Source organism: Pseudomonas sp. BCA17 (assembly GCF_004519405.1).
GTDB lineage: Bacteria > Pseudomonadota > Gammaproteobacteria > Pseudomonadales > Pseudomonadaceae > Aquipseudomonas.
On sequence record NZ_SGWI01000003.1, the window covers coordinates 544,592 to 567,630 of the forward strand.

The window sequence follows — 23,039 nt, forward strand, 5'->3', positions numbered from 1 at the left end:
GAACAGGCCCGGTCTTGCACACCTGCGCACGGTCGCCACCCTTACTCGCGTGCAAGCGAACGGTAGCGCTCTGATGTACCGCGTCCGCGCGCAAGCCCGCACACACATTTTGATCTTCACTTGTCTCAATGCCAGTGTTTACTGATCTTCCGTTACTCCAGCCGTAACGATCCACCAATTAGCTTGATTGATGGCCCCCTCAATCACTCCTAAGGTAAGCCCACAACAGCAATCCCCGTGGAGCGACCATGACGACAACAACTACCCCCGACTCGCGCTGGACGCGGCGGCGCGACGAGAAGCAGCGGCGCCTCGGGCTGGTCAAGCATTATGCGGACGGGGCCGTGCTGCCCAGTGACAGGATCGTCCAGGCCCTGGAAGCCCTGATCCTCCCCGGCGACCGCGTGGTGCTGGAGGGCAACAACCAGAAACAGGCTGATTTCCTCTCGCGCTCCCTGGTCAAGGCCGACCCGGCCAAGCTCCACGATTTGCACATGATCATGCCCAGTGTCGGCCGTTCCGAGCACTTGGACCTGTTTGAAAAAGGCATCGCACGCAAGCTGGATTTCTCTTTCGCCGGCACCCAGTCCCTGCGCATCAGCCAATTGCTGGAAGACGGCCTGCTGGAAATCGGTGCGATTCACACGTACATCGAGCTCTATGCGCGGCTGGTGGTGGACCTGATTCCCAATGTGGTGCTCTCTGCCGGTTTCATGGCCGACCGCGCCGGCAATATCTACACCGGCGCCAGCACCGAGGACACTCCGGCGCTGATCGAGCCCGCTGCGTTCAGCGATGGCATCGTTATCGTGCAGGTCAATCAGTTGGTGGACGACGTTACCGACTTGCCCCGTGTGGATATTCCGGCGAGCTGGGTGGATTTCGTGGTGGTGGCCGACAAGCCGTTCTACATCGAGCCGCTGTTCACCCGCGACCCGCGCCACATCAAGCCGGTGCATGTGCTGATGGCGATGATGGCGATTCGTGGCATCTACGAAAAACACAATGTGCAGTCCCTCAACCACGGCATCGGATTCAACACGGCCGCCATTGAGCTGATCCTGCCCACCTACGGCGAATCCCTCGGCCTCAAAGGCAAGATCTGCCGCAACTGGACCCTCAACCCACATCCCACCCTGATCCCGGCCATCGAAAGCGGCTGGGTCGAAAGCGTGCATTGTTTCGGCACCGAGCTGGGTATGGAGAACTACATCGCCGCGCGGCCAGATGTGTTTTTTACCGGCCGTGACGGCTCGATGCGCTCCAACCGGATGTTCTGCCAACTCGCCGGCCAATACGCGGTGGACCTGTTTATCGGCGCCACCCTGCAAGTGGATGGCGATGGACATTCCTCCACCGTGACCCGTGGTCGTCTCGCAGGGTTTGGTGGGGCGCCGAACATGGGGCACGATCCACGCGGTCGTCGTCACGGCACCCCGGCGTGGCTGGACATGCGCCACGACGACGCGCCGGAAGCCTTGCTCGAGCGCGGCAAAAAGCTTGTGGTGCAAATGGTCGAGACCTTCCAGGAGGGTGGCAAGCCGACCTTCGTCAACACCCTCGACGCGGTGGAGGTCGCACGTAAAAGCGGCATGCCCCTGGCGCCGATCATGATCTATGGCGACGACGTCACCCACCTGCTCACTGAAGAAGGCATCGCCTACCTCTACAAGGCGCGCTCCCTGGAAGAACGCCAGGCGATGATCGCCGCCGTCGCAGGCGTAACGGCCATCGGCATGCGCCACAACCCCAAGGACACCGCACGCATGCGTCGTGAAGGGTTGATCGCCCTGCCCGAAGACCTCGGTATACGTCGCACCGACGCCACCCGCGAACTGTTGGCCGCCAAGAGCGTGGCCGACCTGGTGGAATGGTCCGGTGGTTTGTACAACCCGCCCGCCAAGTTCAGGAGTTGGTAAATGCGCGCACTCAAACTGCATGAACTGAGCCTCGCCGAACGCCTGGCCGACCTGGCCGTCGACGCGCTGATCGATGAAGCCGACCTGTCACCCAAGCCCGCCCTGGTGGACCGTCGCGGCAACGGTGCCCACCGCGATTTGCACTTGGGCCTGATGCATGCCTCGGCGTTGTCGCTGTGGCCGACGTTCAAGGCGATGGCCGAGGCGGCCATCGAGTTCGGTGAAGTCGGTGTGCCCCTGCGCGAAGCCCTCGGGCGGATTGGCCGTGAAGGTGAGCAGGCAATGCTCGTTACCACCCAAGGCGTGAATACCCATCGTGGCGCAATCTGGGCGCTCGGTTTGCTCACCGCCGCCGCAGCCTTGGAACCACGCGCTATAACGCTGAATGCCGCCAGGCTGGCCCTGCTCAACGACCGTCATGCCCCGCAGCCTTTGAGCCACGGCGCACAAGTCGCCCAACGCTACGGCGCGCGCGGCGCTCGTGAAGAAGCCCAACTCGGTTTCCCTTCGGTGATGCAACGCGGCCTGCCGCAACTGCATAAAAGCCGCCTGCAAAACGTCGGTGAGCAGAATGCTCGGCTGGATGCCTTGTTGGCGATCATGACCGAGCTGGCCGACACCTGTGTGCTCTACCGTGCCGGCCCTGAAGGTATCAGCGCAATGCAGCGGGGTGCCCGAGCCGTGCTGGATGCCGGTGGCAGTGCCACGCTCGCCGGGCGCCGCCGGCTGCATGAGTTGGACCTTCAACTGCTGGCCCTGAATGCCTCCCCGGGCGGCGCTGCCGATCTGTTGGCCGCCTGCCTGTTTATCGACCGCCTCGACGGAGCGTTGTGATGGAAACCTTATCCTTTGAATTCCCCGCCGGGCAGCCGCCCAAAGGCCGTGCGCTGGTGGGATGTGTCGGTTCGGGAGACCTGGAAGTGCTGTTGGAGCCGGGCACGGCGGGCAAGCTGACGATTCAGGTGCAGACCTCGGTGAATGGTGCTGAACAGCGTTGGCGCCATCTGTTTGAGCGGATTTTCCAGGAACAGACGCCACCGGCGTTGAACATTGATATTCACGACTTCGGCGCTACACCCGGCGTGGTGCGCTTGCGCCTGGAGCAGGGTTTCGAGGAGATCGGCCATGACTGACTTGCTCGCTAAACACAGCTTCGTTGAATTGGGTGCTCGGCAGCGGGCCAAGGCGCTGCTGGATACCGGTTCGTTTCGCGAACTGATCGACCCGTTCCAGCGCGTGATGTCGCCCTGGCTCAGTCGCCAGGGCGTGGTGCCCCAGGCCGACGATGGTGTGGTAATCGCCAAGGGCAGCATCGCCGGGTTGCCGGTGGTGATTGCGGCCATCGAAGGCAACTTCCAGGGTGGCAGTCTCGGTGAAGTCGGTGGCGCCAAAATCGCCGGCGCCCTGGAGCTGGCGGCCGAAGACAACCGCAACGGCGTACCCACGCGTGCCGTGTTGTTGCTGGAAACCGGTGGCGTGCGCCTGCAGGAGGCCAACCTCGGCCTGGCCGCTATTGCCGATATCCACGCAGCGATTGTCGATCTGCGTCAGTACCAGCCAGTGATCGGAGTGGTGGCCGGCAGTGTCGGTTGCTTTGGCGGTATGTCCATCGCGGCTGGGCTGTGCAGCTACCTGGTGGTCACCCGCGAAGCACGCCTGGGTTTGAATGGTCCGCAGGTGATCGAGCAGGAAGCGGGCCTGGATGAGTATGACTCCCGCGACCGGCCTTTCATCTGGAGCCTCACCGGGGGTGAGCAGCGCTTTAACAGCGGCCTGGCCGACCGCTATGTCGCGGACGATGTGAAGCAGATTCAGCAGACCGTTACCGCGCTGCTGCAACAAGGCTTACCCGCTCGACAGCGCAGCCGCCAGACCGAGTACTACCTGGCGCGCCTGGCCGAACTGGATGCCACGCCGCAGATCGATCCGGCGACGGTGCGCGAGCTGTATCAAGGAGAACGCCCATGAGAGGGTTGCAGTGGTTCAACGCATTGAGCGCCGGGGCGACGCCTGTTGAAGGTTTGCCGGCTTCATTGAGGGTCGCCGACGGCGTATTGGACGGGCAGGCCGTGCGCTTTATCGCCGTGGTCACCGACCCACAAAACCGCTTTCCCCGTGCACGCAATGGCGAGGTCGGTTTGCTCGAAGGCTGGGGCCTGGCCAAAGCCGTGGATGACGCCATTGCCGGTGGCGACCAGCGTCCGATCATCGCCATCGTCGATGTACCCAGCCAGGCCTACGGTCGTCGCGAAGAGGCACTCGGCATTCATCAAGCCCTGGCTGCCGCCGCCGACAGCTACGCCCGCGCCCGGTTGGCTGGGCATCCGGTGATTGCGCTGCTGGTGGGCAAGGCCATGTCCGGCGCGTTTCTCGCCCACGGTTATCAAGCCAACCGGCTGATCGCCCTGCGCGACCCGGGTGTGATGGTGCATGCCATGGGCAAGGCCTCTGCCGCGCGGGTGACCCTGCGCAGTGTCGAAGAATTGGAAGCCCTGGCCGCCAGCGTGCCGCCCATGGCCTATGACATCGACAGTTATGCCAGCCTCGGTTTGCTGTGGGAGACCTTGTCGGTCAGCCAGATTGAACAGCCTACCGAGCAGGATGTGGCGCGGGTCAGCGAATGCCTGGTAAGTGCCATCAAGGGCATCGATGGCCGCGACTTGAGTGGACGCCTGGGCCAGGCCAATCGCGCCGCTTCCCGTCATGTACGCGAACTGCTGCGGGAGCAATGGTGAACGCTCACGATTTGCTCTGGGGCATGACCCCGGCGCATCTGCCCGTTGATGCGCCCACCTGGGTGCGGGACGCGATCCGCGCCGGCCATCCGGTGGTGGTGCGTCGCGCCATCACCGAGCCGGACGCTGTGGCGGTCGGTGTGCGTGGGCGTTTGCGCGAGCAACGTTTTGCGACGGTAATGCCCCGGCAATCGGTGCAGCGCAGGGTCACGCCGCAAGCACTGCGTGACGTGCGTTCATCGCGAGATTTGCCCGCGTTGCGCGCGCTCGATCAACTGCGTCCGTCGCTGGCGTCGTTGGACTGGGGTGTCGGCGGCAGCGCCGGCTTTGAGTTGGCCTCCGGCATCGAAGCGCTGCATGCCCAAAGCGATCTGGATTTGATCCTGCGTACGCCTGAACCGTTTGATCGCAATGATGCACGGAGCCTGCTGGCGTTGTTGGACACGGCAGTGTGCGCCGTGGACATGCAACTGCAGACGCCATTCGGTGCGGTCGCTTTACGCGAATGGGCTGGCCCGTCACGCCGAGTGTTGTTGAAAACCGCCAGCGGTGCGCACCTCGTGTTCAACCCCTGGCAGGTCGTGGCATGAGCAGCCTGCTGGTGTTTCCGGGGCAGGGCGCCCAACGGCCGGGCATGCTCCAGCAAATGCCGGGCGTTGTCCTGGATGAAGCCAGTCATGCCTTGGGTGAAGACGTTCGCCAGCTCGACTCCGCCCAAGCACTTGAGTCGACGCGCGCCGTGCAACTGTGCCTGTTGATCGCCGGCGTGGTCTACGCCCGCCAGTTGCAACACACACCCGACTATGTGGCGGGCCTCTCCATTGGCGCCTATCCGGCAGCGGTTATCGCCGGTGCCCTGGATTTTGTCGACGCGGTCAAACTGGTCAGCCTGCGCGGTGAACTGATGCAGCAGGCTTACCCTCAAGGTTATGGCATGACGGCGATCATCGGCCCGCAGTTATCCACCGTCGAAGCCTTGCTGGCAGATATCCACAGCCCGCAAACCCCGGTGTACCTGGCCAATATCAACGCCGACAACCAGACCGTCATCGCCGGCAGCCATGCGGCGATGCAGTGTGTCGCCGAACGCATCAAAGGCAACGGCATTGCCAAGCGCCTGGCCGTGAGCGTGCCGTCGCACTGCGCACTGCTGGAGCAACCGGCCCAGGTATTGGCGCAAGCCTTCGTTGCGCTCAAGACGCCGCGCATCACCTACCTGAGCAGCACCCGCGCCCGACCTATCCACAACCCCGAGCAGCTGCGCGATGACCTGGCCTTCAACATGTGCCGCATCGTCGATTGGCGCGGCACCGTGCAAAGCGCCTACGAGCGCGGCGTGCGCCTGCAGATCGAATTGCCTCCGGGCTCCGTGCTGACCGGCCTGTCACGCCGCGTGTTCGAGCAAGGCACGGTGATCGCCTATGAAGGCGCGCGCCTGGACACCTTGCAGGCCCTGCTGCAAGAGGAGGAGCGCCGCCACCGATAAAGCCCCACCCAAGGCATTCGAAGCACAAAAACAACAATTTCGATCGAGCACTTTGAGGACAACAACAATGATTATCTACGGTGTGGCATTGCTGGCGATCTGCACGCTTGCGGGCGTGATCATAGGCGACATGCTTGGCGTGTTGCTGGGTGTCAAATCCAACGTGGGCGGGGTGGGCATTGCGATGATCCTGCTGATCTGCGCCCGCCTGTGGATGCAAAAACGCGGCGGCATGACCAAGGACTGCGAGATGGGTGTGGGCTTCTGGGGCGCCATGTACATCCCCGTGGTGGTGGCGATGGCCGCGCAACAAAACGTGGTCACGGCCCTGCACGGCGGGCCGGTGGCGGTACTGGCGGCCATTGGTTCGGTGGTGGTGTGCGGTTGCACGATTGCCCTGATCAGTCGCACTCATAAGGGAGAACCGTTACCCGATGAAGAGCCGCTGATCGCGCCGGCGGGAGGTCGCTGATATGTGGGATCTCATCGAGAAAGGTCTGGAACATAACGGCCTGGTCACCGCCTTTGCCTTCGTGGGTGTGGTGATGTGGGTTTCCGTGGTGCTGTCCAAGCGCCTGACCTTCGGGCGCATTCATGGCTCGGCGATTGCGATCGTCATAGGGCTGGTATTGGCCTGGGTCGGCGGCACCCTCACCGGCGGGCAGAAAGGCCTGGCCGATGTGGCGCTGTTCTCCGGCATTGGCCTGATGGGCGGGGCAATGCTGCGTGATTTCGCCATCGTTGCCACGGCGTTTGAAGTACAAGCCACGGAAGCCCGCAAGGCCGGGTTGGTCGGCGTGATCGCGTTGTTGCTGGGCACGGTGCTGCCGTTTATCGTCGGCGCCAGCATGGCCTGGGCCTTTGGTTATCGCGATGCGGTCAGCATGACCACCATCGGCGCCGGCGCGGTGACCTACATCGTCGGCCCGGTGACTGGCGCAGCGATTGGCGCGACGTCGGATGTGATGGCGTTGTCGATTGCCACCGGCTTGATCAAGGCGATCCTGGTAATGGTCGGCACACCGGTGGCGGCGCGTTGGATGGGCTTGGATAACCCACGTTCGGCGATGGTGTTCGGCGGCCTGGCCGGCACGGTGAGCGGGGTGACGGCGGGGTTGGCGGCGACGGATCGGCGGCTGGTGCCTTATGGTGCGTTGACCGCGACGTTCCATACCGGGCTTGGGTGTCTGCTCGGGCCTTCGGTGCTGTACTTCATTGTGCGTGGTTTGGTCGGCTGACCTCAGATTTGTCTGGCGCTATCGGGGGCTTGCCCCCGATAGCGGAGTCTCAGGCTGTCACCCGCCGGTTGGCGTACATCCGACACTCCGCCAGCAACGCGAGCAGATTCGGGTCTCGCTCCTTGGCCTTCAAGAAGACCACACCAATATGCTGCTGCAACCGATACCTGGGTTGCAGCGGTATCAACTTCACCCGGTTCTCGTACACCGCCGCAATCCGCCCCGGCAGCAGGGCATACCCGACTCCCGAACTGACCATGCTCAATAACGTGAAGATGTCATTTACCTGCATCGCCACCTTTGGCTCGAACCCCGCCTGCTTGAACACGCGGTTGCCATCCTGGTGGGTAGCGAAGCCGTGGGTGAGGGTGATGAAGGTGGCGTCGCGAACGTCGGCGAGGTCGATCTGCTGTTCGCGATCGAACGGTGAATCGGCCGGGGTGGCGAGGAATATGTCATCGCAGAACAGCTCGATCTGTTCGCAGTCAGGGTCGTTGGCGTGTTCGTCAAGGGAGATAAGAATCGCGTCCACCTCCATGTTCTTGAGCTTGTAGAGCAGGTCGAAGTTGGAGCCCAGGATCAGGTCGATATTGAGTTCGCTGCGACGGATTTTCAGGCCCATGATCAGCTGCGGCACGGTCTTCACGGTCAGTGAATACAACGCACCGAGCTTGAAGCGTTCGGCGGAGAAACCAGCGGCCTCACGGGTCAGGCGCACGCTGTCGACCACATCGGCCACCAGTTTCTGGGCGCGTTCTTCCAGCACATAGGCGCTTTCCAGCGGGGTGAGATTGCGCCCTTCGTGTTTGAACAGCGGACAACGCAGGGCGTTTTCCAGGGAATGGATGGCGCGGTGCACACTGACGTTGCTGGTTTGCAGCTCGGCGGCGGCACGGGCCAGGTTGCCGGTGCGCATGAACGCCAGGAAGATTTCCAATTTCTTGAGGGTGAATTCTTCGTCGATCAGCATGGCCGTGACTCTTGTTCGAATGCACTCGATTGTGCCCGCAAAACCGCGTGGCGTCCTCGGAACGTCACAAGACGCTTGCACTCTTATGCGCAAGACCGGAGGCTAACCCGCCAGTTGTTAACAGTCATAGGAGGTTGGTGACAGATGTACCACGGTGAACGATTCAACGCCTGGAGCCATTTGCTCGGTACAGTCGCGGCGTGTATTGGTGCAGTGTGGATGTTGGTGGTGGCGAGCCTGGATGGCAGCCCCTGGAAAATTGTCAGCGTGGCGATTTATGGCTTTACGCTGTTGGTGCTCTACAGCGCGTCGACCGTGTACCACAGCGTGCGCGGGCGACGAAAAGAGATCATGCAGAAGGTCGACCATTTTTCGATCTACCTGCTGATTGCCGGGAGCTACACGCCGTTTTGCCTGGTGACCTTGCGCGGCCCCTGGGGTTGGACATTGTTCGGCATCGTGTGGGGCCTTGCGGTGATCGGCATCCTGCAGGAGATCAAGCCGCGCTCCGAGGCGCGCATCCTGTCGATCGTGATCTACGCGGTGATGGGCTGGATCGTGCTGGTGGCCGTCAAGCCGCTGATCGCTGCGCTGGGTACGGCGGGGTTTACCTGGCTGGCGGCAGGCGGAGTGTTGTACACCGTCGGTATCATCTTCTTTGCCCTGGAGGACCGGCTGCGGCATTCCCACGGGATCTGGCATCTGTTCGTGATCGGCGGCAGCCTGCTGCACTTCGTGGCGATCATGCACTACGTGATCTGACGGCCGGCAGGGTCCTACAGTCTCTCCAGCAGCTCTCTGGCGCGCAGGCCAAAGATCTCCAGCAGCTTGGCCAACATATGCGGCGGCGGCTCGTCGCCACGGGTCAAGGCGTACAGGGTGATGGGCAGCGGCGGTGTGAGCGTGCGGATGCGGGTTGTGACAGTGGAGGCGCCAAGGGCGGTGAAAGGGTCGATGACGGTCAGACCGGCGCCGGACTCCACCATGGCACGGGCCAGTGAGTAGGTCTGTACGGAGAGGGTCACCCGAGGCGCCGGGTCGACGTTTTCCAGGTAACTGTCGAGTTTTGCCGCCAACGGGTCAGCGCTGGACAAGCCAATCAATGGCGCGCCGGCCAGGTCTGCCAAGGGTAACGGTTGACTCAACTCGGTTTCGGGCCAATAGCCTTTGGATGCCAGTGCCACCAGCACACCGTTGGCCAGCACCTGAGTGGTCAGCCCCGGATGGCCGGAGAAGTTGAGCGTCAGCGCGAGGTCGATCTCGCGCATCAACAGCTTCTGCACCAGCTCGCGGCTATGGTCGCTGGACAGTTCGCAGGCGATGTCCGGGTAAGCGCGTTTCCATTCAAGAACCGCCGGTGGCAACAACGACAATGCGAGTGCCGGAATTGCACCGATGCGCACGCTTTGCCCGGGTTCACGGCGCAAGCTCTTGGCCAGGCGCCGCACACCTTGCAGGCTTTGGGTGACTTTCTCCACTTCACTTTCCAGCGCCAGGGCTTCCGGGGTGGGCTGCAGTTTGCCGCGCACCCGCAGGAACAGCGGAAAGCCCAACTGCAATTCGGCGTGTTGCAACACCTTGGTCACCGCCGGTTGCGAGACATGCAGCAACTGCGCGGCGGCGCTGATGGAGCCGGTCTGGCGGATGGCCTGGAAGATTTCGATATGACGCAGGCGCATGGCAAGTCCATAACCTTTGTTTATAGGTAGCCCATCTTTATTCATTGTCGGTGGCCTGTCACCTGCCTCTACCCTGAAACCTCTTACTTCAAAGACGGGGGCGGGGATGGCCAGGCGAGTGTGCATCATTGGCGGTGGCGTCATCGGTTTGGCCAGTGCCTACGCGCTGGTGCGCGCGGGCCATGAGGTGACGGTGATCGAGGCACGCGACAGCCTGGGCAGTGAAACCAGCTTCGCCAACGGCGGGCAGTTGTCCTATCGCTATGTCGCGCCGTTGGCCGACGCTGGTGTACCCCTGCAAGCCATCGGCTGGTTGCTGCGCGGTGACTCGCCGCTGAAACTGCGCCCGCGTCTCGACCGCCGGCAATGGCGCTGGATGGCCGCGTTTCTTGGCGCCTGCCGTGGCTCAGTCAACCAGCGTAATGCCGCGCACCTGCTGCGTCTGGCGTGCCTGAGCCAGAGCACGTTGCAGCGGTGGCGCGAGGATGATCATCTGGACGGTTTCGACTGGCGGCGTAATGGCAAGTTGGTGACCTTCCGCCACGCGGCGACGTTTGAGCGCGCGCGCAGCAAAGTCACGGACATTCTCCAGCAGCAGGTGCTGTCGGCTGCCGATTGTGTGCGCCTGGAGCCCGCCCTGGCGAGCGGTGATTTTGTCGGCGGCATTTACACACCGAACGAAGAAGTGGCCGATTGTCATGCCTTCTGCCGGCGACTCGCCGCGCGGCTTGAGGCGTCGGGCCGGTGCAGGTTTTTAGTGGGGCGCAGGGTGACTGCGATTCGCCACGCCAACGGTGCGGTGCAGGCCGTCGAACTGGGTGATGAGGTGATGCCGGTGGATCAGCTTGTGCTCGCTGCTGGCCATCGCAGTGCTGATTTGGGCTTGCCGGGGTTATCGCTGCCGCTGTACCCGCTCAAGGGCTACAGCCTGAGCGTGCCCATCGGCCCACAGCACCAGGCGCCGCAGGTGAGCATTACCGATTACGACCGCAAGATCGTCTACGCACGCATCGGTGAGCAATTGCGGGTGGCGGCGATGGTGGACATCGTCGGGTTTGACGCCCGGCTTGAACCCAAGCGCCTGGCATTGATGAAGCGTCAGGCGCTGGAGACTTTTCCTCTGGCCGGCGACTACGCCCACGCGCTCGAATGGGCCGGCATGCGTCCGGCCACCCCGACCGGCGTGCCGCTGATCGGTGCCAGTGTTTATCGCAACCTATGGTTGAACCTGGGCCACGGCGCGCTCGGTTTTACCCTGGCCAGCGGTAGTGGCCAACTCCTGGCCGAGTTGATTGGCCAGCACGTCCCTTCCATTGATATGCGGGGCCTGGCGCCCCGCGCTGCGTGAGGATGCTCCATGACCATCAGCCGAATCGACAGCAACGAGCGTCTCTCTGGAGCCGTCACTTTCAAGGACCTTGTGTTTATTTCGGGGCAAGTGCCGGGCGAAGGCCAGGACGTGGCGACACAAACCCGAGAAGTCCTGGCAAAGCTCGATGTGCTGCTGGCCCAGGCCGGCAGCGACAAGGACCATCTGCTCAATGCGACTATTTATCTGAAAGATATCGGCGAGGGTTTTGCGCCTATGAATGAAGTGTGGTCTGCGTGGCTGTCGCCAGGCCGGGCGCCAACGCGCACCACGCTGCAAGCGGAGCTGGCGCGGCCAAGTGTGCGGGTGGAAATCAGCGTGATCGCTGTACGTAAATAACCAGAAAAACCAACGGAGAATAACAATGAAAAAGATCCTGTTGAGCGGCTGCACCTTGGGGCTTTTATTGGGAGCACAGGTTTATGCGAACCAAGCGCCGTTGGACGGGACGCTGGGCAAGATCGCCAGCGCCCAATCCGTCACGCTGGGCTATCGCGATGCGTCTGTGCCGTTTTCCTATGTCGGGGACAACAGCGGCAAACCCATGGGGTATTCGGTTGAGTTGGCGAACAAGATCGTTGAGCGTATCCAGCAGAAAACCGGCGTGGCGGACCTCAAGGTGAAATACACCCTGGTGACCTCCCAAACCCGCATTCCCCTGGTGCAGAACGGCACCGTCGACCTGGAGTGCGGCTCCACCGGGGTGACGGCCGAACGGCAGAAGCAGGTGGCTTTTTCCTATGGTTTTATCTACGTGAAAGGCCAGTTGCTCACCGCCAGGGACAGCGGCATCAAGGGGTTCGACGACCTCAAGGGCAAGAACGTAGTGACCACCGCGGGCACCACCAACGAGCGCTTTCTCAAGAGCTATAACGCCGAGCACAAGGCCAATATGTTCGTGATCAGCGCCAAGGACCATGGCGAAGCGTTCAAGATGTTGGAGACCGGCCGTGCGGTCGCGTTCTACATGGATGACGCGCTGCTTTATGGTGAGCGCGCCAAGGCCAGGGACCCGCACCACTGGGTGGTGGTCGGCAAGGAGCAATCGAGGGAAATCTACAGCTGCATGGTGCGCAAGGACGACCCGCAGTTTCTTGCCGTGGTCAACGAAACCCTCGGTGACCTGTACCGCAGCGGGGAGATCAATGGGATTTACCAGCGCTGGTTTGAGCAGCCGATTCCGCCCAAGGGCCTGAACCTGGAATTCCCGATGACCCGTGAGTTGAAGGCGATTATCGCCAACCCGACCAGTGACCCTGTGGACTGATCTGAGTGCGGGCAGGGCGTGGTCCCGTTAGCGGTGTATCAAACACCTGCTTTTTCTGACCCGCTGCTATCGGGAGTCAGTGCGAATCGTCGCACTGCCCCTTGCACATTTTTGCTTGAGGTTGCCGCGCGGGTTCAGAAATCGCCCCACAGTTGTTGGGCGACGGCCAGCGCTACTACCGGCGCGGTTTCGGTGCGCAGCACCCGTGGGCCAAGGCGGGCGGCGTGGTAGCCGGCGCTTTGGGCGGTTTCGACTTCGTTGTCCGTCAGCCCGCCCTCGGGGCCGATCAGGAAGGCCAGGCTCGACGGTTTGGCGTGGCTGACCATCGGCTCGGCCACCGGGTGCAGCACCAGCTTCAGGTCTGCCTCGGTCTGCTTCAACCAGTCCGCCAACAGCAACGGCGGATTAATCACCGGCACCGTCGAACGCCCGCATTGCTCGCAGGCGCTGATCGCCACCTGGCGCCAGTGCAGCAGGCGTTTGTCGGCACGTTCGTCTTTGAGGCGCACCTCGCAGCGCTCGCTGAAAATGGGGGTGATCGCATTGACGCCCAGTTCGGTGGCTTTTTGAATCGCCCAATCCATGCGCTCGCCCCGGGACAGGCCCTGGCCGAGGTGGATGTGCAGCGGTGATTCGGTCTGGCCCGCAAAACTCTCGGTCAGTTGCACGATGACGCGCTTCTTGCCGACTTCCAGCAAGTTGCCCAGGAATTCCTGGCCGGAACCGTCGAACAATTGCACGGCGTCGCCTTCGACCATGCGCAACACGCGGCTGATGTAATGCGCCTGGGCCTCGGGCAGCTCAACGTCGCCGAGGCTCAGCGGGGTGTCGGTGAAAAAGCGGGACAATCTCATTTCTGTTCTCTGGAAAAGGTGTGTCGGCAATCAACCCGGATCGCGAAAGCCCGGGTGAAAATCCTGTGGCACGGCGACGCTGACGCTGCTGCTGGTCGCAATATCGATGCCTTCGCTGGCCACCTCGGCAAGGAAGTCGATCTGCTGCGGCGTAATCACATAGGGCGGCAGGAAATACACCACGCTGCCCAGCGGCCGCAACAGCGCACCGCGTTCCAGAGCGTGTTCGAATACCTTCAGGCCACGGCGTTCCTGCCAGGGGTAGGCGGTCTTGGTGGCTTTGTCCTGGACCATCTCGATGGCCAGCACCATGCCGGTCTGGCGGACTTCCGCGACGTGGGGGTGGTCAACCAAATGCGCGGTAGCGGTGGCCATGCGCTGGGCCAGGGCCTTGTTGTTTTCGATGACGTTGTCTTCTTCGAAAATATCCAGGGTTGCCAGGGCCGCCGCGCACGCCAGCGGGTTGCCGGTGTAGCTGTGGGAGTGCAGGAAGGCGCGCAGAGTGGGGTAGTCGTCGTAGAACGCGCTGTACACGTCTTCGGTAGTGACCACGGCGGCCAGCGGCAGGTAACCGCCGGTGAGGGCTTTGGACAGGCACAGGAAGTCTGGGCGGATGCCGGCCTGCTCACAGGCGAACAGGGTGCCGGTGCGGCCGAAGCCCACGGCGATTTCGTCGTGGATCAGGTGCACGCCGTAGCGGTCGCAGGCTTCGCGCAGCAGCTTGAGGTATACCGGATGGTACATGCGCATGCCGCCGGCGCCCTGGATCAGCGGTTCGACGATCACCGCGGCGACCGTTTCATGGTTTTCCGCGAGGGTCTGTTCCATGGCCTGGAACATGTTGCGCGAATGTTCTTCCCAGCTCATGCCCTCGGGGCGCAGATAACAGTCCGGGCTAGGCACTTTGAGGGTGTCGAGCAGCAGCGCCTTGTAGGTTTCGGTAAACAGCGGCACGTCGCCTACCGACATCGCGGCGATGGTCTCGCCGTGGTAGCTGTTGGTCAGGGTGACGAAGCGTTTCTTGTTCGGCAGGCCACGGTTGAGCCAATAGTGGAAGCTCATTTTCAGCGCAACTTCGATGCAGGACGAACCATTGTCGGCGTAGAAGCACCGGGTCAGGCCTTCGGGCGTGATCTGCACCAGGCGCTCGGACAGCTCAATTACCGGCTGGTGGCTGAAACCGGCGAGGATCACGTGTTCAAGCTGGTCGACCTGGTCCTTGATGCGCTGGTTGATGCGCGGGTTGGCGTGGCCAAACACGTTGACCCACCAGGAACTGACGGCATCGAGGTAGCGCTTGCCTTCGAAGTCTTCCAGCCATACGCCTTCACCGCGCTTGATGGGGACCAGCGGCAATTGCTGGTGGTCTTTCATCTGGGTGCAGGGATGCCACAGCACCGCGAGGTCGCGTTGCATCCACTGGTTGTTCAAGCCCATCGGTTTTCTCCTCGAAGCGGTCCTGCGAACCACGCAGGCGAAACAATCGCGCAAGCCTATGCAATGGGCGGCCGCGTCACAACCCATTACGTGCGAATAGGCAGTAAACACAGGACGGTCTGTCACGTTTCTTCTGGATAGTCCTTAATCCATTGTTAATTTAGGCTTCATACCCTCAATATCGTATTTCTCGATATTTCAAAGCGAAATTTTCCGCTTTAATTCGATAGGTAAATCGCTAGGCTTGGCACAGCTCTTACGGGATTAAGTACATGCAGCTACGCAATTCAGCGGCCCGCTATGGTTGGGTCAGTATCGTTTTGCACTGGGGTGTCGCTCTGGTGGTGTTTGGTTTGTTCGCCCTGGGCTTGTGGATGGTCGGTCTCGACTATTACAGCGCCTGGCGCAAAGACGCTCCGGATTTGCACAAGAGCATCGGCATCACGCTGTTCGCCGTCATGCTGGTGCGGATTGTCTGGCGCCTGGTCAGCCCGCCGCCGCCACCGCTGGCCAGCTACAGCCGTTTGACCCGTATCGGTGCCGCATTCGGGCACGCGTTTCTTTATCTCGGGCTGTTTGCCGTGATGATCGCCGGTTACCTGATTTCCACCGCAGACGGTGTCGGTATCCCGGTGTTTGGCCTGTTTGAGATTCCTGCCGTGGTTTCCGGGCTACCGGACCAGGCAGATAACGCCGGCGTGGTGCACCTGTACCTCGCCTGGGTGTTGGTGGTCTTCGCCGGTTTGCATGGCGTGGCTGCTTTGAAACACCACTTCATTGACCGTGATGTGACCCTGACACGAATGCTGGGGCGCAAAGCCTGATGTTCAACCTCGACTCACAAGGAATAGAAAGCATGTTGAAAAAGACTCTCGCCGCTCTGGCAATCGGTTCCGCCCTGCTGTCTGCCGGTTCGGCAATGGCTGCCGACTATGTAATCGACAAGGAAGGCCAACACGCCTTCGTCGACTTCAAGATCAGCCACCTGGGCTACAGCTACATCACCGGTACCTTCAAGGATCTGGATGGCAAGTTCAGCTTTGACGCCGCCAAGCCTGAAGACGCCAAGATCGAAGTCAATGTGCGTACTGCCAGCGTGTTCACCAACCACGCTGAACGTGACAAGCATATCTCCAGCAAAGACTTCCTGGATGTGGGCAAGTTTGCCGACGCCAAGTTTGTCTCCACCAAAGTCACCCCTACCGGCAAGAACGCCGATGGCAAGGTCACTGCTGACGTAGCAGGCAACCTGACCCTGCTGGGCGTGACCAAGCCGGTTGTGGTCAAGGCCACTTTCCTGGGTGAAGGCAAAGACCCATGGGGCGGCTACCGTGCAGGCTTCGAAGGCACCACCACCATCAACCGCCAGGACTTCGGCAAGCAGATGGACCTGGGCCCGGCATCCAACAATGTTGAACTGTATGTGACTTTCGAAGGTGTGAAAGCGAAGTAATTTTCGCCACGCACAAAAAATGCCCCGCATCTTTCGATGCGGGGCATTTTTTATGGGGCTTGAAAACTCAGCGGTTGCGGGTCAGCAGCGCTGGTTTTTCACCACGAGGACGGCCTGGCAGTTGGTCCAACTGCTCGGGTGTCGGGAAGCGATCCGCTTTCGACTCCTTGTGGATGATCTTCGGCGCCGGCCCACCGCGCGGGTTTTGCACCGCCGGCTCGGACGAACGTTGCTGGTCATCACGGGCCGGGCGTCGGTTACGTGAGTCTTCGCGACGGGCCTGGCCATCGCGTGGCGCGCCATTACGGCCGCCAGTGCGCTTGGCTGGTGGGGTACCGGTGGTGCCGCCGCTGCTGTTGCGCGGTCCGTTCTGGCGACCGCCCTGTGGCTGGCCACTGCGTGGGGCGCCGGTGCCTGCGCCCGGTGCCGGAGCACCTGGGCGGCGGCCACGGCCTTGGGCCGGTTTGGCCTGAGGCACGTAGTCGACGCGGTTACCGAAGTTATCGATATCGTCGTCCAGGAACTCGTCCGGGGCACGGTCGGCAGCGGCGCGTGGCGGCTGGCTTGGCTGGCGCTGTTCGCGGGCCGGAGTGCCTTCACGAGGCTTCTGCTCGCGGGCCGGGCGTTCGCCACGGCCGGTGGTCGCGGATTTTTCCTTGCCCTTGTCTTTGCCCTTGTCGCGACGACCACCGCCACCACCGCCGCCATTCGGGCCGTCGCCCTTGGGACCACGTGGGTTGCGTGGGTTGCGCACGTCCGGACGCTCGCGCGCTTCAGGCTTTTCAGCCTCCACGGCGCTGGCATCGAAGCCCATCAGGTCGCCGTCGGCGATCTTCTGCTTGGTCATGCGCTCGATGCTTTTCAGCAGTTTTTCTTCGTCCGGAGCGACCAGGGAAATGGCCTCGCCCGAGCGACCGGCACGGCCGGTTCGGCCGATACGGTGCACATAGTCTTCGTCGACGTTCGGCAGCTCGAAGTTGACCACGTGTGGCAACTGGTCGATGTCCAGGCCGCGTGCGGCAATGTCGGTGGCGACCAGGATGCGCACGGTGCCGGCCTTGAAATCGGCCAGGGCTTTGGTGCGTGCGTTCTGGCTCTTGTTACCGTGGATGGCGACGGCGGTGAGGCCGTGCTTGTCCAGGTACTCGGCCAGGCGGTTGGCGCCATGCTTGGTACGGGTGAACACCAGTACCTGTTCCCAGGCGCCGGCGGTGATCAGGTGGGCCAGCAATGCACGCTTGTGGCTGGCGGCCAGGCGGAATACGCGTTGTTCGATACGCTCGACCGTGGTGTTCGGCGGCGTGACTTCGATGCGCTCCGGGTTGTGCAGCAGCTTGCCGGCCAGGGCAGTGATGTCCTGGGAGAACGTGGCCGAGAACAGCAGGTTCTGGCGCTTGGCCGGCAGGCGGGCAAGCACTTTTTTCACGTCATGGACAAAGCCCATGTCGAGCATGCGGTCGGCTTCGTCCAGCACGAGGATTTCCACGTGGGACAAGTCGACGCTGCCCTGGCCGCACAGGTCGAGCAAACGACCCGGGCAGGCTACCAGCACGTCAACACCACGGGACATGGCCTGAACCTGTGGGTTCATGCCGACGCCGCCGAAGATGCAGGCACTGACGAACTTCAAGTCGCGGGCATACAGCTTGAAGCTGTCGTGCACCTGGGCGGCGAGTTCGCGGGTTGGGGTCAGGACCAGTACGCGCGGTTGGCGCGGGCCGTGACGCTGGGATTTGTCCGGATGACCGTTGGGAAACAACCGCTCCAGAATCGGGAGGGCGAAACCACCGGTTTTACCAGTACCTGTCTGAGCCGCAACCATCAGATCGCGACCTTGCAACACGGCGGGAATGGCCCGCTGTTGCACCGGAGTAGGCTCGGTATAGCCCGCTGCCTCGATGGCGCGGACTAAAGCCTCGGAGAGACCGAGGGAAGCAAAGGACATGAGTAATCCTGTTTTAGTTAGGGCTTGGCCCAAAGGGATAATCTTGCCGGGCGTGAATGGCGCTTAGGGGAGCGCAATCCCGTCCGGTCCTGCTGCGTCTGGCGGGCACTCCACCGGCTCGCGCGGGCTGAAAGCTGCGCAGTAGCTGGGTTAGGTGCCTTTTTCAAGACCTCAGCGGCCGGGCGTAAGCCTGGCGGAAAGGCCGGAGTATAACAGAGCAATCACCGCGCGCTGCTTTCCTACTGCTCAACGGTGCCTGCGGAGGTTGTAATGGGGGTGGTGTGCACGTGGGCATCGCCGTATTTGGCGCTCAATACGGCATAGGCGGGCTCTTGTTTGAAGCGCTTGAGCTCGGCGGCGAAGCGCTGCACCAGCAAGTCCATGCCCGCACCACGGCGCACGGCCAAAAATTGCGGCTGGCGGCTGACCACGAGTGGCGCCTGGCTGACCTTGCCCTCCAGGCCCAGGTCCTTGATCACATGCTGGCCCACCCGGCGATCCGTGATCAGCATGTCGATGCGCCCCAGCATGAGTTTGCCGAAGTTGGCTTCGTGGCTGGGGGCTGGTTCGCGGTCGAAAGCCGTGGAGTCACTGAACGCGTTGCCATAGAGGTAACCCGGCGAGATGCCGACTGTCAGTCCACTCAAGGCGTCCAGGGTCTTGACGGGGTGAGGGCGTTCGTTGGCGTAGAACAGCACGAACTCGACCTCCGACAGCGGCTCGCTGGGGTAAAGCAACAAGGTATCGCGGTCGTGGCTGTGGAAAATATCCAGCGCGCCATCGGCGTGGCCTTGGTCGAGCATTGCCAGGCAGCGCTTCCAGGGGAGGAACTGCCATTGCACATCAACCCCCAGGCGCTGGAACACGGTCACGGTGGTTTCGTAATCGAGCCCGCGCATGGTGCCGTTGTCGTCGTAGACGTAGGGCGTCCAGGGCTCGGTGACAATGCGCAACTTCTCGCCATAAGCAGCCAGGCTCAGGCAAGTGAAAAGCGCAACGGTCAACAGCTTTAAAAAGACAGGCATGCCTGGAGATTACGACGCCCCAGCCCTAAAGAGAAGCTCTGGTACGCGCATTGGCGGCGGATGCTATTTCGCCGGTGCGTCCATCAAGTGGGCATGGATCGCAGCGCGTCGCTCGCCGAGAATCAGCCGCACCACCGGGTTGGCGAACCAGTGCTCCAACTGGTGGGCATCGAATGGACGGTTCTGGCGTTCTTCCTGATTTTGTCGCGCCTTGTCCCACCAAACCGGGCCGCACGCCTGGTCAAACTCGTTCTCGTGCTCATAGCAGCCGTAGAGGATTTCGCGGATGAACTGCTGCTGGTGCTTGGGCAGCAGCAGCGTAATCAGCTTGTACATCAAGCGCTGCAAGCGCGGTGGGCGCGGCAAGTGGGAGGAGACCTGCCGTGTGTCCGCGAGGGCTTGTGCGCTGGTAGGGGCCGCCGCGTGCTTGGCGATCCACGCCTTGACCTTGGCACGAAACAGCTGTTTGCGGCTCCAGTAATGGTGGATCAGGTCCGGGCATTCGCGCACCTTGACGGTGCGGTAGGCGGCGATGGACAGGCAGAACTCTTCCAGGGTGTAGGCGCCTTGGGCGTGGGGGAACAGTTCATCCATCAGTTCGATCGAGCGATCGAGGATGTGCGCATCCTGTTGTGTCAGGCCCATGACGCCGGAGTTGAGGGTCATCATGTCGTCGTCGGCCACGCCCATGTCCAGCAGGCGCTGGTACAGCGCGGTGTAGAGGATGCTTTCGTGGTTATCGCCATACTTGGTGTAGAAGGCGTTGCACAGGAGGGTGCCGGGCTGTACGCGTTCGAACAGGGTCATGGGCGATTGGTGAAAGAACGTATCGGTGTCGATCAGCAGCGCCACCGGCGATTCCTGCAGTACCTGGCGCAGTACCACATGCTTGGTGCGAAAGTGATAGCCGTAGGGCTCGCTCCAGCGTTTGCGGGTGGCTTCGTCCAGTGGGCGCACGCGAACCGGCAGCAATCGATAGGGCTCGGGGTTGTCACTGAAGACCTGGATGTCCACGGCCGCGTCCGGGGTGTCCTGCAGGAACGCCAGTGCGCTGGCGATGCTGAATACCGCTTCCTGATGGTAGGTTTCGGCGCCGAAGACCAGGTAGACCAGTTGCGGGCGGGAAGTCGGGGACACTGTATTCATGGACTGCGGGGTTCCGTGGGTACGTAAAACGACAAAGGCCCTCGTCTGGACGAGGGCCTCGGCACACCGGGCAAGCCTTAGCGTGGCAGCTTGAGGTTGTTCCAGATGGCAAGGCTGGGTTCAGCCTGGTTCAGGGTATAGAAATGCAGCCCTGGCGCACCACCTTGTAACAATTGCTCGCACATTTCGCTGATGACCTGTTCGCCGAACGCCTGGATGCTCTTGACGTCATCGCCATAGGCTTCCAGCTGCTTGCGCACCCAGCGTGGGATTTCAGCGCCGCAGGCGTCGGAGAAACGCGCCAGCTTGCTGTAGTTGGTGATCGGCATGATGCCCGGCACGATCGGGATATTCACACCCATGGCCTGTACGCGCTCGACAAAGTAGAAGTAGCTGTCGGCGTTGAAGAAGTACTGGGTGATCGCGCTGTTGGCGCCAGCATTTGCTTTGCGTACGAAGTTGCGCAGATCGTCTTCGAAATTTCGCGCCTGGGGATGCATCTCCGGGTAAGCCGCCACTTCGATATGGAAGTGATCGCCGCTTTCTTCACGGATGAAACTCACCAGGTCATTGGCGTGGCGCAACTCACCGCTGGCCATGCCCATGCCGGACGGCAGGTCGCCACGCAGGGCGACGATACGCTTGATGCCGGCTTGCTTGTATTGGGTCAGCAGGCCACGCAGGTCGGCCTTGCTGTCGCCCACGCACGACAAGTGTGGCGCGGCGGGAACTTTGACTTGGCTTTCCAGCTGCAGCACGGTGTTGATCGTGCGATCGCGGGTGGAGCCGCCGGCACCGTAGGTGCAGGAGAAGAAGTCGGGGTGGTAGGTGGCCAACTGCGCAGCAGTGGCCATCAGTTTTTCATGTCCAGCATCGGTCTTGGTCGGGAAGAATTCGAAGCTGTAGCGACGGTCTTGGGACATGGGAAGTCTCCAGCTGCAAGTTGCGAGCTACAAGCTGCAAGAGGGCGGTGTGCCTGCTCTTGTAGCCTGGAGCTCACAGCTCATCGCTGCTTAAAGGGCAATGACGTAGCAAACCCTCAGCACAAACGCGTTTTCTTGCCGCCTGTAACTGAAAGCTTGCAGCTGCTTAGTACCGGTAAGCGTGCGGCTTGAACGGACCCTCAACGGTCACGCCGATGTAGTCGGCCTGGGTCTTGGTCAGTTGAGTCACTACGCCGCCGAAACCGCGGACCATTTCCAGGGCCACTTCTTCGTCGAGTTTCTTCGGCAGTACTTCCACGGTCAGGCGCTCGGCTTTCTGGGCTGGCGACAAATCGGCGTACTTCTGCTGGAACAGGAAGATCTGCGCCAGTACCTGGTTGGCGAACGAACCGTCCATGATGCGGCTCGGGTGGCCGGTGGCGTTGCCCAGGTTAACCAGACGGCCTTCAGCCAGCAGGATCAGGTAGTCGTCGTTCTGCGGGTCGAAATCGCCAGCGCCGGTACGGTGAACCTTGTGTACCTGTGGCTTCACTTCTTCCCATGCCCAGTTCTTGCGCATGAAAGCGGTGTCGATCTCGTTGTCGAAGTGACCGATGTTGCACACCACGGCGCGCTTTTTCAGGGCCTTGAGCATGTTCGCGTCGCACACATTCACGTTACCGGTGGTGGTCACGATCAGGTCGATCTTGCCCAGCAGGGCTTTGTCGATGCTGGCTTCGGTGCCGTCGTTCTGGCCGTTGATGAACGGCGAAACCACTTCGAAACCGTCCATGCAGGCTTGCATGGCGCAGATCGGGTCGACTTCGGAGACCTTGACGATCATGCCTTCCTGGCGCAGGGACTGGGACGAACCCTTGCCCACGTCGCCGTAGCCGATCACCAGGGCTTGCTTGCCCGACAGCAGGTGGTCGGTGCCACGCTTGATGGCATCGTTCAGGCTGTGACGGCAGCCGTACTTGTTGTCGTTCTTGCTCTTGGTCACCGAGTCGTTGACGTTGATGGCCGGGATTTTCAGCTCGCCCTTGGCCAGCATGTCCAGCAGGCGGTGAACGCCGGTGGTGGTTTCTTCAGTCACGCCGTGGACGCGGTCGAGGATCTGCGGGTACTTCTTGTGCAGCAGCTCGGTCAGGTCACCACCGTCGTCGAGGATCATGTTGGCATCCCAAGGCGCGCCGTCCTTCAGGATGGTTTGCTCCAGGCACCACTCGTACTCTTCTTCGGTCTCGCCTTTCCAGGCGAATACCGGGATACCGGCGGCGGCGATTGCGGCAGCGGCCTGGTCCTGAGTCGAGAAAATGTTGCAGGACGACCAGCGCACTTCGGCACCCAGGGCAACCAGGGTCTCGATCAGTACGGCGGTCTGAATGGTCATGTGGATGCAGCCGAGGATCTTCGCGCCCTTGAGCGGTTGCTCAGCGGCGTACTTGCGGCGCAGGCCCATCAGGGCAGGCATTTCGGATTCGGCGATAAAGGTTTCGCGACGGCCCCAGGCGGCGAGGGACATGTCGGCGACTTTGTAGTCGGTGAAATCTGCAGGCGTGTTGACAGCGCTCATGAAGAGCCTCCATTCGT

At 61.8% G+C, this 23,039-nt stretch carries 24 protein-coding genes; 15 read left to right on the forward strand and 9 right to left on the reverse strand.

Going from position 1 to position 23,039, the window contains the following annotated elements; all coding sequences use genetic code 11:
• Positions 1–248 precede the first annotated feature (248 nt).
• From mdcA to madM, 9 genes are all read left to right on the forward strand, one after another.
• A complete protein-coding gene (gene mdcA, locus EXW71_RS15045) occupies positions 249–1,919 on the forward strand; it encodes a malonate decarboxylase subunit alpha (protein WP_123717184.1) in 1,671 nt (556 codons plus the stop codon).
• Positions 1,920–2,753: a triphosphoribosyl-dephospho-CoA synthase gene (locus tag EXW71_RS15050; RefSeq protein WP_134659163.1), complete on the forward strand. Its 834-nt coding sequence runs from the start codon at positions 1,920–1,922 to the stop codon at positions 2,751–2,753. It abuts the gene before it with no gap.
• Positions 2,753–3,052, forward strand: coding sequence for a malonate decarboxylase subunit delta (locus tag EXW71_RS15055; protein WP_134659161.1), 300 nt, complete (start codon positions 2,753–2,755; stop codon positions 3,050–3,052). The genes EXW71_RS15050 and EXW71_RS15055 overlap by 1 nt, the downstream gene beginning before the upstream one ends.
• A complete protein-coding gene (locus EXW71_RS15060) occupies positions 3,045–3,887 on the forward strand; it encodes a biotin-independent malonate decarboxylase subunit beta (RefSeq protein ID WP_134659159.1) in 843 nt (280 codons plus the stop codon). The genes EXW71_RS15055 and EXW71_RS15060 overlap by 8 nt, the downstream gene beginning before the upstream one ends.
• Complete coding sequence (mdcE, locus tag EXW71_RS15065) at positions 3,884–4,654, forward strand: biotin-independent malonate decarboxylase subunit gamma (protein WP_134659157.1); 771 nt, start codon at positions 3,884–3,886, stop codon at positions 4,652–4,654. Before EXW71_RS15060 ends, mdcE begins: the two co-directional genes overlap by 4 nt.
• Positions 4,648–5,244 carry a malonate decarboxylase holo-ACP synthase gene (locus EXW71_RS15070; protein ID WP_134659155.1) on the forward strand — a complete coding sequence of 199 codons (597 nt, stop codon included), beginning with the start codon at positions 4,648–4,650 and terminating at the stop codon, positions 5,242–5,244. Before mdcE ends, EXW71_RS15070 begins: the two co-directional genes overlap by 7 nt.
• Positions 5,241–6,140, forward strand: coding sequence for a malonate decarboxylase subunit epsilon (mdcH, locus tag EXW71_RS15075; protein WP_134659153.1), 900 nt, complete (start codon positions 5,241–5,243; stop codon positions 6,138–6,140). The genes EXW71_RS15070 and mdcH overlap by 4 nt, the downstream gene beginning before the upstream one ends.
• 67 nt (positions 6,141–6,207) lie before the next feature.
• On the forward strand, positions 6,208–6,612 hold the full coding sequence (gene madL / locus EXW71_RS15080; RefSeq protein ID WP_123717191.1) for a malonate transporter subunit MadL: 405 nt from the start codon (positions 6,208–6,210) through the stop codon (positions 6,610–6,612).
• 1 nt (position 6,613) lies between these two features.
• A complete protein-coding gene (gene madM / locus EXW71_RS15085; RefSeq protein ID WP_123717192.1) occupies positions 6,614–7,378 on the forward strand; it encodes a malonate transporter subunit MadM in 765 nt (254 codons plus the stop codon).
• 49 nt (positions 7,379–7,427) lie between these two features.
• On the opposite strand, the gene EXW71_RS15090 is transcribed toward madM, so the two are convergent.
• Positions 7,428–8,348, reverse strand: a complete 921-nt coding sequence (locus tag EXW71_RS15090; protein ID WP_123717193.1) for a LysR substrate-binding domain-containing protein — start codon at positions 8,346–8,348, stop codon at positions 7,428–7,430.
• Between the two features lie 144 nt (positions 8,349–8,492).
• On the opposite strand from EXW71_RS15090, the gene EXW71_RS15095 reads away from it, so the two are divergent.
• A complete protein-coding gene (locus tag EXW71_RS15095; RefSeq protein ID WP_123717194.1) occupies positions 8,493–9,110 on the forward strand; it encodes a hemolysin III family protein in 618 nt (205 codons plus the stop codon).
• A 14-nt stretch (positions 9,111–9,124) separates the two neighbouring features.
• Here the strand turns inward: EXW71_RS15095 and EXW71_RS15100 are convergent, their stop codons facing one another.
• On the reverse strand, positions 9,125–10,027 hold the full coding sequence (locus EXW71_RS15100) for a LysR family transcriptional regulator (RefSeq protein ID WP_134659151.1): 903 nt from the start codon (positions 10,025–10,027) through the stop codon (positions 9,125–9,127).
• 106 nt (positions 10,028–10,133) lie between these two features.
• On the opposite strand from EXW71_RS15100, the gene EXW71_RS15105 reads away from it, so the two are divergent.
• From EXW71_RS15105 to EXW71_RS15115, 3 genes are read left to right on the forward strand one after another with little or no spacing between them, the layout of a single operon-like run.
• On the forward strand, positions 10,134–11,375 hold the full coding sequence (locus EXW71_RS15105) for a D-amino acid dehydrogenase (RefSeq protein ID WP_134659149.1): 1,242 nt from the start codon (positions 10,134–10,136) through the stop codon (positions 11,373–11,375).
• Positions 11,376–11,384: 9 nt separating this feature from the next.
• On the forward strand, positions 11,385–11,735 hold the full coding sequence (locus tag EXW71_RS15110; protein ID WP_123717197.1) for a RidA family protein: 351 nt from the start codon (positions 11,385–11,387) through the stop codon (positions 11,733–11,735).
• 25 nt (positions 11,736–11,760) lie between these two features.
• Positions 11,761–12,663: a transporter substrate-binding domain-containing protein gene (locus EXW71_RS15115; protein WP_134659147.1), complete on the forward strand. Its 903-nt coding sequence runs from the start codon at positions 11,761–11,763 to the stop codon at positions 12,661–12,663.
• A gap of 134 nt (positions 12,664–12,797) precedes the next feature.
• Here the strand turns inward: EXW71_RS15115 and EXW71_RS15120 are convergent, their stop codons facing one another.
• The gene (locus EXW71_RS15120) at positions 12,798–13,517 is read right to left on the reverse strand and encodes a 16S rRNA (uracil(1498)-N(3))-methyltransferase (RefSeq protein WP_134659145.1); all 720 of its coding nucleotides are present in this window, start codon (positions 13,515–13,517) and stop codon (positions 12,798–12,800) included.
• Positions 13,518–13,547: 30 nt separating this feature from the next.
• Positions 13,548–14,954: an adenosylmethionine--8-amino-7-oxononanoate transaminase gene (locus EXW71_RS15125; RefSeq protein WP_134659143.1), complete on the reverse strand. Its 1,407-nt coding sequence runs from the start codon at positions 14,952–14,954 to the stop codon at positions 13,548–13,550.
• 272 nt (positions 14,955–15,226) lie between these two features.
• Here EXW71_RS15125 and EXW71_RS15130 point away from each other — a divergent pair, with 272 nt between their 5' ends.
• Together EXW71_RS15130 and EXW71_RS15135 are read left to right on the forward strand one after the other, a co-directional pair.
• Positions 15,227–15,778, forward strand: coding sequence for a cytochrome b (locus EXW71_RS15130; protein ID WP_123717201.1), 552 nt, complete (start codon positions 15,227–15,229; stop codon positions 15,776–15,778).
• Between the two features lie 32 nt (positions 15,779–15,810).
• On the forward strand, positions 15,811–16,407 hold the full coding sequence (locus EXW71_RS15135; RefSeq protein ID WP_134659141.1) for a YceI family protein: 597 nt from the start codon (positions 15,811–15,813) through the stop codon (positions 16,405–16,407).
• 67 nt (positions 16,408–16,474) lie between these two features.
• Here EXW71_RS15135 and EXW71_RS15140 read toward each other — a convergent pair whose 3' ends face one another.
• From EXW71_RS15140 to ahcY, 5 genes are all read right to left on the reverse strand, one after another.
• A complete protein-coding gene (locus EXW71_RS15140; protein ID WP_134659139.1) occupies positions 16,475–18,352 on the reverse strand; it encodes a DEAD/DEAH box helicase in 1,878 nt (625 codons plus the stop codon).
• A gap of 239 nt (positions 18,353–18,591) precedes the next feature.
• The gene (locus EXW71_RS15145; protein ID WP_134659137.1) at positions 18,592–19,377 is read right to left on the reverse strand and encodes an ABC transporter substrate-binding protein; all 786 of its coding nucleotides are present in this window, start codon (positions 19,375–19,377) and stop codon (positions 18,592–18,594) included.
• A gap of 63 nt (positions 19,378–19,440) precedes the next feature.
• Positions 19,441–20,523, reverse strand: coding sequence for a hypothetical protein (locus EXW71_RS15150; RefSeq protein WP_134659135.1), 1,083 nt, complete (start codon positions 20,521–20,523; stop codon positions 19,441–19,443).
• 77 nt (positions 20,524–20,600) lie between these two features.
• Complete coding sequence (gene metF / locus EXW71_RS15155) at positions 20,601–21,446, reverse strand: methylenetetrahydrofolate reductase [NAD(P)H] (RefSeq protein WP_134659133.1); 846 nt, start codon at positions 21,444–21,446, stop codon at positions 20,601–20,603.
• 166 nt (positions 21,447–21,612) lie between these two features.
• A complete protein-coding gene (gene ahcY / locus EXW71_RS15160; RefSeq protein ID WP_123717206.1) occupies positions 21,613–23,022 on the reverse strand; it encodes an adenosylhomocysteinase in 1,410 nt (469 codons plus the stop codon).
• Between the last annotated feature and the right edge of the window lie 17 nt (positions 23,023–23,039).